Origin of the sequence: Crassaminicella profunda, assembly GCF_019884785.1 — a bacterium.
GTDB classification, from domain to species: Bacteria; Bacillota; Clostridia; order Peptostreptococcales; family Thermotaleaceae; genus Crassaminicella; species Crassaminicella profunda.
In genome coordinates this window covers 4,003,519-4,015,575 of the sequence record NZ_CP082326.1, presented here as the reverse complement: position 1 = coordinate 4,015,575, position 12,057 = coordinate 4,003,519, and the positions used below count along the sequence as shown (strand labels likewise).

The following is a 12,057-nucleotide window of genomic DNA, read 5'->3' as shown; positions in this document are numbered from 1 at the left end:
AGGTACTTGAAGATAATTATAGAAGAAAAATTAAAAGAGTACTTAATGAAAAAGAATCAAGATACTTTAGCTGTAAAACTTCAAGTAAGTTCAATATGTTGATCTCGTACACCTATGCCCTATGTTAGGGCTAAGAAACCAACGAATTTAGAAGAGTATGATTCATTTGAAGTAGATGGTTTTCATGTATATGTCTATAAGGGTGCTCGCGTAGAAGACACCTTAAGATTCGTCCTTAGAAATTATTTATTGATTAAACAAATAGAAATACAAGGAATCAGTGTATTATAGCCTTGACAAATGTAAGAAATAGGATTATCATATTAATGATAATTTGCACCCGTAGCTCAGGGGATAGAGCGTCGGTTTCCTAAACCGTGCGTCGGAGGTTCGAATCCTCTCGGGTGCACCAGAAAATAGCCTTACTTTCCTTAGATTTCAAGGAAGGTGAGGTTTTTTGTTTTGTGGGGGATTTTTAGTTAGTTGCTAGTTGTTTCTAAAAAATACTAGTTGTCGTCGTCGTTTCGACGTCAAAAGGACGTCGTAGAGGATTGTGTGTGTGTTAGGGATTGCAAGGAAAGGGGTTTATAGATTAATGTGTTGGTGATGAAATAGGAGTTAATATAGTTATAGGTAAGAAAAAGTAATAAAGGATAGATTAAAGTATGAATGTGATATATATTTAAAGTTCTTGTAGAGAGATATTGCTTGATATGGTAAAATATTCATATAATAGATTGAGTGTAGAAGCTTATCACAAAAAACTATAAGGGTAGATAATACAGTGTGAGTGGGGATAAAGGTATGTCAGCAGAAGAAAAAAAGATATACAAAGAGATTATAAAAATTGAAATTAAAGAAGAAGATATAAATACTAAAAAATTTAAAGTCTATAAATTTTTTTGGAATGGAGCCAAAGTAGTTACAGTGATATTTGCAACTATACTAGCTATAGGAGTTTGTGATTTTGGAAATATAAGAGAGAGTGAGGTTAATCACCTATTTTCACAAGGTTCAATTGTTGCAACTTTTGGTGCAGCATTATTAGCTTTAGGCGATATACTTGAAAAGAATAAATATGAAAAAATGATTAAAAATATAAAATTGCTAAATACAAAAATTGAAAAATGTAATAGATTTGCTGAAACAATCGAATTCATTCCTAAATGGGCAAAAATAAAATTACATAATAAGAATTCATTAATAATTACATCAAAGATTAAGAAAATTCAATTTGATGTAGGAGCACATAATAAATGGATATCAATTCCTTTAGGCTTGAACGATGTATTTGCTTTTTATGATATTGAATTTAATTATGCACAAATGTTACATAGAAAAAAAGATTTTATTGATAATATAAACAAATCAACTACAAAGGAGGAAAGAAACGGAGAAATTATTCAGCCAATTAACTACCAAAACTGGGAGGAATATTATCCATATTTTTGTGTGTTAGAAATTCTGTGGTCTGCAATAGTAGTAAAAATATCAAATATAATAAAAAGATTTGGTGCAACTTTAATAATTTGTGCTACCATAATTCTTGTTATAACAATGGCAAATGCTGTTCTGATGAACTTTAATGTTTTTTCGAAAATTGTAATAGCTGATGACAATGTTAAAACAACTGTAGAAGATAATCAACAAATGATTAATCCAAAAGATAGTGTGAATTTAGACAAAAAGAATGAAAAAGATAAAGATAATAACGATAAAAAATCTACACTTATTTCAAATAATGAAGATAGTGTGCAATATACAGGAATAAATGAAGTGAATAAGAAAATGGATTTTTTATATAAAATACTTCACAATAAGAAAAAAGTTCCTAATAAACAATGCTTAGAATCTAATGAGAGAAAAGAATTTGATAGATTAACGCAATTAGCAAACACAAAAGAAGATAAATTAGAAAATATATCTAATAATGATGAAGAAATAAATACTATATTAGATATTATAAAAATACGTAAGGATGCATTGGAAATTTTTGAAACACAAGAAGTATATAAGTTATTAGCTAATTCATATGACAAATTAGGGATTTTAAAAGAAGGGCAAGATAAAAATGAAGAAAAGAAATTTGTTAGGAATAATGATTTAGAAGTACTTACTTGTTATAGTGAAGCGATCGAATATTTGAAAGCAGCAATTGAAATTGAGGGAGAATATAATCCGAAAGAAATAGTTAAAGAGATGGCGATAAAGTATTATAATATTGCTCAATTGCAAACGGATCAAGATATTAAAAAAGAAGCATATAAAAATGCTATAGCTGCTTATGAAGTATATATTAAAGAAAGTGAAATCAAATATGAGGATTATTTTTATATAAGCAATTGTTATTATGAAATTAGTAAATTGCTAAATAATTCAGAGTGTATTAACTGCGTATTGAAAGCTGAAGAAAATATAAAAAAGGCTTCAAAGATAGAATACTTAAATAGAACAAGTGAATATAATGTACATACACTTTTGCAGAAAATTTATAATGATTTGGAAATAAATGAAAAAAGAAATAATAGAATGAGCAGTGCAGAAGAATATAAAAATCTTAAAGAAGAAGAGAAAATTAAAGCTGAATATTATAAACCTATGATATAAATAAGAATATAGACATGGAAAATGGGATAGGTGCATTATTCAGTTCTTTTCAATTTATTTAAGATAAAGCTAAGTATTTGTTGTTTGTAATACGTCATTCCTTTTACAGGGGTTATAATATTTATTTTACGTATAATGATAGTAGGAATAACTACCTAATATTTACATACCCTATAGTAGGGTGATATAAATGGAACTAAAAAAATATGAAATGGAAATTGATTTTATATTTCAAAAACTAAATGATTTAGAGAATGGAAACTTTTACGAATCTAAAAGAAAGCCAGGAGTTGCTAGTGCTAAGACGTATGCAAGAAATTTAAAAGATAATTTTATCGATTTGTTAGATAAAATAAATCATGAAAAGAAGAGTATGCATGAAGAGTTAGAGGATTTTTATTTATAAGAAATATTTATATGGAAATATAGAATATTTGTGATGTTTTTACATCCAACTTTATAAAAGTGCTGAGAGAACCCCTTAAGAAAAAACAAATTTTCTTAAGGGGTTTTATAATAAATTAGAAAATTAAAATTGAATTAGTTATTTTCTCTAATACACATACATTTATAGTATAAAAACAATACAATTAATTATAATATAAAACATGAGAAAATATCTCAAAAACATATAAAAATACAATAAAATATAGTAAAATAATATAAAGAGGTGAGAAAAATGATAATTCAATTTAATTTTAGGAATCATAAATCATATAAAGAAGAAACGAGTTTAGATATGACAGCAACTTCTATTAAAGAACATCCATACAATTTAATAGAAATAAATAATAAAGATCAGTATTTAAAAGTAGCAGCTATATATGGTGCCAATGCTAGTGGAAAGTCTGGATTGATTGAAGCATTCAACTTTATGAGATTTTTTGTTTTAGAATCTTTTAAACGAGTAGGAGAAGGAAAAGGAATACCAGTAAAGAGATTTTTATTTGATAAAACAAGTAAAAAAGGGACAGCTGAATTTGAAGTGTTTTTCATATTGGGGGATATAGAGTACCAATATGGATTTGTAGTGGATCATACAAAAGTTTATCAAGAGTGGCTATATAGTAAGTCTAGCAAAAAAGGTAATCAATATGATACTCTGTTTGAAAGAAATGAAAGTCAGATTCATTGTGGAAATAAAATGAAAGATGCTGAAAAATTTAAAGACCTAGTAGAAGAATCTACTTTATTTTTATCGTTTATTTCTAGTGCCAAAATTCAGCAAGCGAAAAATGTATTTAAATGGTTTTTAGATACACAAGTTATTGACTTTGGAAACGCATTACTTGAAAGTTTTATTTCTAGATTATTACCTGTTGAAAAATTTAAAGATGAAACTTATAGAAGGAATTGTGAAAAGTTTTTAAAAGCTATAGATACGGGGATAGATGGTATAAGGATTGAAGAAATTAAAAATGTAAGAGATGAGGAAGGAGAAATTTCTTATAAAGTATATTCAAGGCACAAGCAGTTAGATAGTGAAGAATTTATGGAAATTCCTTTTACTGAAGAATCGAGTGGAACACAAAAAATGTTTTGCCTATATGATTTTTTAATAGAAACATTAGAAGAAGGGAATACCTTATTTATAGATGAACTAGATGCTAAAATACATCCATTATTATTAAGATATATTATTAATATGTTTCATAATTCTTCCATCAATAAAAAGAATGCACAATTAATATATACTACACATGATATATACACTTTGACAAAAGAAACGTTTAGAAGAGATCAAATATGGTTTGCTGAAAAAGATGATAATGGTGTTTCTAATTTATTTTCCTTAGTTGAATATCGACTAGATGATGATAAAAAGGTTAGAAATGATGCTACTTACAATAAAGATTATTTATTAGGTCGATATGGAGCAGTCCCACTATTAAAAGAGTTTGAGTTGATGGAGGGATCAAATGGGAAGTGATGATCTATTTAAAAAAAGAAAAGGGAATAGAAAGAAGAGAAAAGAAAATAGCAAAAAACTTGCTCCATATAGATATTTAATTGTATGTGAAGGAAAAAAGACAGAACCAAAGTATTTTGAAGGCATAAAAAATAAAATAAATGAAAAATATACGGATGCTATAAAAGTAAAAGAAAAAATAGATGATATAAAGGTTATTGGAACGGGTAGAAATACACAAGATTTAGTTAAATTTACGATAGGTGAATTAGAGAGGTTGAAAAATCAAGGAGAATTACCCTATGGTAATGTGTGGGTAGTTTTTGATAAGGATGACTTTTTAGATGAACAATTTAACAATGCAATATACCAAGCACAAGCAAAAGGATTTCATGTAGGATGGTCTAATGAAGCAATTGAATTGTGGTTTGTTTTACATTTTGAATTTTTAAATACTGCAATACATCGTTATCAATATATAGATAAGCTAAATCATTATTTTAAGAAATTTGGACTAAATAAAGGGAGGTATGAAAAGAATTTAGAAAATATTTTTGATATTTTATGTAAATATGGAGATATGCAAAAGGCAATAGAAAGAAGTGTAAAATTAGAAAAAATATATTTAGAAGAAGGACTGAATACGGAATCAAAAATGAATCCAGGAAATAATGTATATAAGTTGGTACAAGAATTAATAGCGTATATAGATTAGTAATAGATTTTCAAGATATCTTAATTTGTTCAAAGCCATTTTCGGTTGTTTCTTCTATTACGTCGTCAAACCGTCGTCAAAAGGGGTAGCACTAACATGTAGTTGTCAGGTGCAGGAGGAGCTGATGGAAGACCATGCTAAAAACAAAAGTGCAACCGACAAAAAACTACATGATATGAGCTTTCGTAAACCGTGCGTCGGAGGTTAGAATCCTCTCGGGTGCACCAGAATATAGCCTTGCTTTCCTTAGGTTTTAAGGAAGGGGAGGTTTTTTGTTTTGAACCATAGGTGCCAGGCATTAACTTATTTCTTTAACTTATTTACTTATTTTTGATAATAGGGAATTATTGTGTGATAAAAATGTAAATTCAAGAGATAAATCCTTACTAGAAAGAATTTGAAGCTACAGGCTATGTAAGGATTAAAGATATTCTGATCTACAGACAAGGAGTAAGTCTTGAAAGATTTACAGAGGATGCATTAGATGAAATGTTAGAGGATAGAGATGAAATAGACAAGCTGTTTGATAAGGATGAAATCATAGAAATGTGGATGGAAGAAACCTCAAAGGAAAAAGGAATAAGAGGTTTAATAAGTACAGAGAATTATGATGAAAATTTCAGATTAAAGGTTTATTTTATAAAAAACTTTGATATAATATAATTAGTAATCACATAAAATAAAAATAGGGTGCTACCAACACCCTATAGTATACAATTCTAGTTGTTTAGGCAACTGGTATCACTAAAATTTTAAGTATTTAAAAATAGTAGCTATCCATTTGCGGTTGGGGCTACTATTTTTTTGAGATTTTTTCTATAAGCAACACTATCAATGTTAATAATGCTACTAAGAACAAACCAGCTTGAAATAGTAATATTAAAACGTCGTTACTCATATGTATCACCTCCCTTCAAAAAGGGATGGGTGATACCAGTAGCCCACATAAAACCATATTGAATTGTACTTAAACATTATAGCATATTGCAAAGCAAGATTCTACGAGGATAATGAAGAGCCTATAAAGCCTCATTCATTTATTCAAAAATTTCAAAGCTTTTTTGCAAGACATAATTTAAAGAAGTTAAGCTTCCACGATGTTAGAGATAATAATTACAGAAGTAAGAAAGAAGTAGCAGCAAAGTTATTTTTTATTATGTAAAAAAGATTGTTATTATGGAAAATTAATATAAAAAAGTGTATTGTTATCTTATGAGAGAATAGTTTTTTCAATTGAAAAGACCTATCCAGAAGGGAGTGAAGTAGTGATGACTTTAGCTGAAAGACTTAGAGAAGAAGGAAAAGAAGAAGGTATGAAGAAAAGCTTGGAAAAAGTGGTTCAAAAGTCAATAATAAAAGGACTTGCTACAGAAGATATTATTGAAATTACAGGACTTAGTAAAACAGAGATAGAAAACATAAGAAAAGGAATGCTTATATAGGAGCGTGTTACTTAATTTAATATAGATTAGTAATAGAGTTTCCATAGGGTTTAATTTGTTCTAAGTTATTCTCGGTAGTTTCTCCTACTACGTCGTCAAACCGTCGTCAAAATGGGTACAAGTAGTCACTCGACGTCATGGGCAAGAGCAGGAGGAGAAGGACGTCCTAGGCAGAAATACTGCATCGACGACGAAAAAAATCACCGATAGAGAATTTCCTAAACCGTGCGTCGGAGGTTCGAATCCTCTCGGGTGCACCAAAGTATTGCCTTGCTTTCCTTAGGTTTTAAGGAAGGTGAGGTTTTTTGTTTTGTGGGGGATTTTTAGTTGGTTGCTAGTTGTTTCTAAAAAAAGGGTAGTTGCCGTCGTTACGATGTCAAAAGGACGTCGTGAATGAGTTGATAAGTGTGAGGGATTCCAATAAAAGTGAATTAAAGTGAAAAAATTTAGTGACAAAAAAGAGATTCAGGCTAATCAGAGCTGAACCATACCACAAATAACTCACAGAATCATGGAAATATTAGATTGTAGATAAATTGGTTATGATACGGCGGGGTAAAGTAAATGATGATAGAAAGCTAAAGAAGCTCTCTACTTTTATGATGTTATTTTGAGATTATGATATAATAAGGCTACAAAATGACCATGCTTTGATTAGACAGAACTGACAAAAGGTGAAATTGAACGATTAAAGAATCAACAAATAGAAAAACAAGATACTGACAGATAACCTCTCGGAGTAAGACGATATGTTAAACTTTGAGAGGTTTTAACATAATAATAAAGCATTTGGGAGGATACATATGGAATGGATAGAGATTTTGAGGAAATCTATAGATTTTTTAGAACAACATTTGTTAGAGGGGGCAGTAGTAGAAAATGTTGCTAAGGAGGTATATCTTTCAACTTTCTATTTTCAAAAGGGATTTAAATTGATAACGGGCTATACAATAGGAGAATATGTAAGGAATAGACGTTTATATCTTGCTGCCCTTGAAGTGAATAAGGGAAATGAGCGTGTTATAGATGTAGCGTATAAGTATGGTTATGATACACCGGAGAGTTTTACAAAGGCTTTTACACGGTTTCATGGCATTTCTCCTATGAAAATGAAAGAGAAGCCGGATAAGATAAATGTTTTTCACCCCTTGCAAATAAGTATATCTATTAGAGGTGGCAATAAGATAGATTATAGAATTGAAGAAGAGGAGGCTTTTAAAGTAATTGGTTTGGAGAGAACTTTTCAGTATGATAGAGCTTTTGTTGATATACCGAAGTTTTGGGAAGCGTATAATAGCCAATATGCAAAGAAATATTGCAGTATATTAACACAGTCTTCTTTAGATGTGTATGGGATATCTATAGATCAAGAGATGAAGGGGAAAATGTTTAGTTATTTAATAGCAGGTATTTATAAAGAAAATGAAGATATTATTCTTGAAGAGTTAAAAGTTACAACTATTCCTGCTTTAACTTGGGCCAAATTTAGATGTATAGGACCTATGCCACAAGCTCTACAGGCTTTGAATACTAGGATTTTTAATGAATGGTTACCAGGTAATTCTGATTATAAAATAGGAGCAGGATATAATATAGAAATGTATCCTAAAGGGGATATTCATGATAGAGATTATGTAAGTGAAATATGGATTCCAGTAAAGAAAAAATAAATCTGCCAAATCTGTGCAGAAAATGACAGGATTAATGATAAGGGAAAGTGTAGAATGAATTCAACCAAAAGGAAAGGGCTGAAGGATTCTATGATGAAACAAAAAGTAAAGTATTATGAAGTAAGTGGGACACACAAAGAAATAGGAAAACAACTTGCTAGAAAACTAGATGCTAAGAAATTTTATATGCCTGCACCCGCTTTTTTTACAGAAAAAGAAGTAGCAGAGGCAATGGAGGTTTATGATAAGTATTGCCCAGGGTTAAGAGAAGAATTAGAAGGTTTTGCAGAGGAAGCAAAGCTAGAAATTAAGGATATTGCATCTACATGGATGACCTATCTAGTACCTAGATGTTCGGGGCTTGCTATACTTGGAAGTAAAATGAAAGATGGTCATACGAGACTAGCTAGAAATTATGAGTTTAGTATTGATGATGAAGATCTTACAGTATGTCAAACGAAAGCTAAAGGCAAGTATACACATATTGGAGGTACTGCAGTAGGATTTGGAAGAACGGAAGGCATTAATGAGTGTGGTCTTGCAGTATCTATGTCTTCTTGTGGATTGCCTGTAAGTAATATAGAAGGTATGAAAGTGCCTAAAATTAAGGGGCTTCAATTTTGGGCAGTTATACGAAGTATACTAGACAATTGTAAGAATGTAGAGGAAGCTTTGAAGTTAGCACTAGAAATGCCGATTGCCTATAATATTAATTTATATCTAGCAGATGACAGGGGAAATGCTGTTTTGCTAGAAACGATAGATGGTCATAAGGCATATCAGCAAATTTCTGAGGATTCTTCTAAAAAATATGTATGTGGCACGAATCATATTGTACTTCCAGAGATTCAACATTATGAGCCTATGGCTATGAGAAACTCTATTGTACGCTATGAGATGTTAATACAGTTTTTGGAAACAAACACCTACTTAAAAGAAACACAGATTAAGGAAATGCTACTTAAAAAATATCCAGAGGGTATGAGTAGTTACTATTATAAACAATGGTTTGGAAGTATTAAGTCTGTTGTAATGGATACGGTGGAGAGGCGTTATAGTATTTGTTGGTTTGGACAAAGAGAAAATGGCTGGGAGGATTATATTGTGGCACAGCCTATGAAAGATATAGAGCAGACTAAGCTAGTGGAAGAGGAGACAGGTAATCCTGAATTTTTTGAGTTCATTTCGATTAAGAAAAATTAAAACCTTCACTTAATGAAGTGGGGGGAACCGTATCCTAAATAAGGGTGTTTTTTTAATAGTAGCTATCCATTTATAATATTGAATGGTTAAATTTTTAGCCTAAGAGAGTGATGAGAAAAAATATTACTTTCTTAGTTTTTTTTTTATTTTGATTCCCAAAATGAACCTTTTATTATCCTATGACAATATATAGGTGAAGAGTTATTTAAAAAGGAGGTTTTAGTTATGATGAAAGGAGATGAGTTGTTTGGACATTGCAGATTTAAGTGAACTTATCAAGTTGCATGGTAAATCCATTTATGGATTTTGCTATAAGCTTACAAAAGATAAGACGGATACAGATGAACTATATCAAGAAACATTTCTTAAAGCAATAGAGTTGTGTCGTAAGATTGATAAAGATAATAATCCGAAAGCATTTCTTATTTCTATTGCAATAGGAATATGGAAAAACAAGCGTCGGAAATATGCCTGGCGTCAAAGAATAGCACCAACACAGGAGCTTAACGAAGATGTCAACGATGACTATATATTTAAGGATGAATTAACTTTAGAGAATATTGTTATATCTAATGAACTCCGTGTTAGGATACAGACTGCAGTAGATACGTTGAACGATAAATTAAGAATACCTTTGTATATGTACTACACTGCAGAAATGTCTATCCAAGACATAGCATCAGCACTGAAGATTCCACAGGGAACTGTGAAAAGCAGGCTTTATAAGGCTCGAAAAGCTTTGAAAAATATTTTGAAATTGGAGGAGTAAATATGAATAATTCTGACCAATTGAATCGATTGTTAAAGCAAGCACTATCTTCTACAGTTGAGCCTAGTGAAGAGTTAAACGAAAAAATTATAAATCAACTAAAGGAGAAGGATATTTTGAAACCAGTTTATAAGAAAAGCATATCCGTTGCACTGATTGTTGCTATAATTACTATCGCAATGTCAATAACTGTATTGGCAGCTTGGTATTTTCTTAGTCCAAAACAAGTTGCAGAGCATCTTAAAAATGAAACACTTGCTCAAGCATTTGAACAAAAAAATGCAATTAAAATAAATGAATCAATTATTTCAGGGGGATATAATTTTAATTTGCTTGGAATCGTATCCGGGGAAAATTTAAGTGATTTTAGAGCTTCTATAGAGGATATACATTCGGATAGAACATATGCTGTAGTTTCAATAGTAAAGCAAGATGGTAGTAAAATGCCGGATATAGACGATGAAGAGTATGGCAAAAATCCATTTTTTATCTCTCCGCTAATAAAGGGACAAAAGCCATGGCAAGTAAATATAGCATCTATGAATGGCGGATATAATGATTGTGTAATTGAGGGGGTTATGTACAGGTTGATTGAATGTGATGGGGTTGAAATGTTTGCCGACAGAGGACTTTATCTTTGTATTAGTAATACGGATTCCTATAGCATAAATGCTTTTAATTATAATGAACAAACTGGCGAAATTAGCCCTAATGTTGATTATAAAGGAGCAAACGCACTTTTTAAATTACCTCTTGATATAAAAAAAGCTGATCATGAGAAAGCTGAAAAATATCTAGCAGAACTACTTAAAGAACCAAAAGAGGATTCTACAGATATTAAAGAAAGTTTTACTGACAGTAAAGAAAGGCTTATTGATATTGATTGGGAAAAAGAAATAGAAAAAGGTGTTGTAATACCCGAATCAGTAAAAAAAGTTACTCACGCTCAAGATGGCTTGGTAGATTATGAATATGAACATGCAAATGGAAAGAGAAAAATTGGTTTTCGCCCAGACAATTTTTTTAAAGAAGGAGAGATTGGAGTATATAAAACACGCAATATATATGATCAAACGGCTATTCAATTTTTAAGAGATACTGATGGGGTGATTACTGGTAGGGCAGTAAAATTGGAGAAAAAGCATGTTAGCCCCATATTTTTAAGTTTTGTTGATTGGAAAAAAGCAGTAGCAGATGGTATTGAAATACCTAAATCCATAAAAGAAGTTACTTGTGATGTAAATGGATTAGCACGTTATGAATATGAAGGCTATAGTTTTGAGATTCCTATAGACGACTATTTTAAAGAAGGGGAAATAGGAGTATATAAAACGGTAAGTATGCAAGATCAAATGGCTATTCAAATTTCAAGAGATGCTGAAGGGGGGATTATTGCAAGGGCATTAAAATTAGAGCCAAACTGGCTTGGAAACTTACAAAGAGAAAGAAGTAGAGAGCTATCAAAGAAGAATAAATAGATATAGATGAAAAGTGAATATTAATTTCTCTTCCAAAACTGACGATTTCTACGTTTGTTATGCCAATTGTGATTGCATTATTCGTGACAGTGAAATTGCCAGCAGGATTAGGGTTATATTTTGTAACTACACACTCTTGTTCTGATTTTAAATAATCTTTTGTTTTTTTTCCAAAAAGTACAGTGCATAGTAAGATGATGAAAAGGAGTGCCATAATAGGGTTTTTCAAAAAAAAAACCACTTTCTTATTTTGAGTAGAAAAAT

General features: G+C 30.5%; 12 protein-coding genes and 1 tRNA gene. 12 read left to right on the top strand and 1 reads right to left on the bottom strand.

What is annotated here, in order from left to right; genetic code table 11:
* Positions 1-6: 6 nt before the first annotated feature.
* The 7 genes from K7H06_RS21450 (at position 7) to K7H06_RS18430 (ending at position 5,894) form a co-directional block, all read left to right on the top strand.
* Positions 7-291 (top strand): CC/Se motif family (seleno)protein, encoded by a 285-nt coding sequence (locus K7H06_RS21450; RefSeq protein ID WP_264175402.1) that lies wholly within the window; start codon positions 7-9, stop codon positions 289-291.
* A gap of 45 nt (positions 292-336) precedes the next feature.
* Positions 337-412, top strand: a tRNA-Arg gene (locus K7H06_RS18455).
* A gap of 392 nt (positions 413-804) precedes the next feature.
* Positions 805-2,607, top strand: a complete 1,803-nt coding sequence (locus tag K7H06_RS18450) for a hypothetical protein (protein WP_223037476.1) — start codon at positions 805-807, stop codon at positions 2,605-2,607.
* 190 nt (positions 2,608-2,797) lie between these two features.
* A complete protein-coding gene (locus K7H06_RS18445; protein WP_223037475.1) occupies positions 2,798-3,013 on the top strand; it encodes a hypothetical protein in 216 nt (71 codons plus the stop codon).
* Between the two features lie 273 nt (positions 3,014-3,286).
* Positions 3,287-4,537 (top strand): AAA family ATPase, encoded by a 1,251-nt coding sequence (locus tag K7H06_RS18440; protein WP_223037474.1) that lies wholly within the window; start codon positions 3,287-3,289, stop codon positions 4,535-4,537.
* Positions 4,527-5,231 carry an RloB family protein gene (locus tag K7H06_RS18435; RefSeq protein ID WP_223037473.1) on the top strand — a complete coding sequence of 235 codons (705 nt, stop codon included), beginning with the start codon at positions 4,527-4,529 and terminating at the stop codon, positions 5,229-5,231. The genes K7H06_RS18440 and K7H06_RS18435 overlap by 11 nt, the downstream gene beginning before the upstream one ends.
* A gap of 489 nt (positions 5,232-5,720) precedes the next feature.
* Positions 5,721-5,894, top strand: coding sequence for a hypothetical protein (locus tag K7H06_RS18430; RefSeq protein ID WP_223037472.1), 174 nt, complete (start codon positions 5,721-5,723; stop codon positions 5,892-5,894).
* Positions 5,895-6,027: 133 nt separating this feature from the next.
* Here the strand turns inward: K7H06_RS18430 and K7H06_RS18425 are convergent, their stop codons facing one another.
* Complete coding sequence (locus K7H06_RS18425; RefSeq protein ID WP_223037471.1) at positions 6,028-6,129, bottom strand: putative holin-like toxin; 102 nt, start codon at positions 6,127-6,129, stop codon at positions 6,028-6,030.
* A 370-nt stretch (positions 6,130-6,499) separates the two neighbouring features.
* Between K7H06_RS18425 and K7H06_RS18420 the strand changes: the two genes are divergently transcribed.
* The 5 genes from K7H06_RS18420 (at position 6,500) to K7H06_RS18400 (ending at position 11,793) form a co-directional block, all read left to right on the top strand.
* Positions 6,500-6,673: a hypothetical protein gene (locus tag K7H06_RS18420; protein ID WP_223037470.1), complete on the top strand. Its 174-nt coding sequence runs from the start codon at positions 6,500-6,502 to the stop codon at positions 6,671-6,673.
* A gap of 803 nt (positions 6,674-7,476) precedes the next feature.
* A complete protein-coding gene (locus K7H06_RS18415) occupies positions 7,477-8,343 on the top strand; it encodes an AraC family transcriptional regulator (protein WP_223037469.1) in 867 nt (288 codons plus the stop codon).
* 93 nt (positions 8,344-8,436) lie between these two features.
* Positions 8,437-9,546 (top strand): C45 family autoproteolytic acyltransferase/hydrolase, encoded by a 1,110-nt coding sequence (locus K7H06_RS18410; protein WP_223037468.1) that lies wholly within the window; start codon positions 8,437-8,439, stop codon positions 9,544-9,546.
* 238 nt (positions 9,547-9,784) lie between these two features.
* Positions 9,785-10,315, top strand: a complete 531-nt coding sequence (locus K7H06_RS18405; RefSeq protein WP_246637576.1) for an RNA polymerase sigma factor — start codon at positions 9,785-9,787, stop codon at positions 10,313-10,315.
* A 2-nt stretch (positions 10,316-10,317) separates the two neighbouring features.
* Positions 10,318-11,793, top strand: a complete 1,476-nt coding sequence (locus K7H06_RS18400; protein ID WP_223037467.1) for a hypothetical protein — start codon at positions 10,318-10,320, stop codon at positions 11,791-11,793.
* Positions 11,794-12,057: the final 264 nt, after the last annotated feature.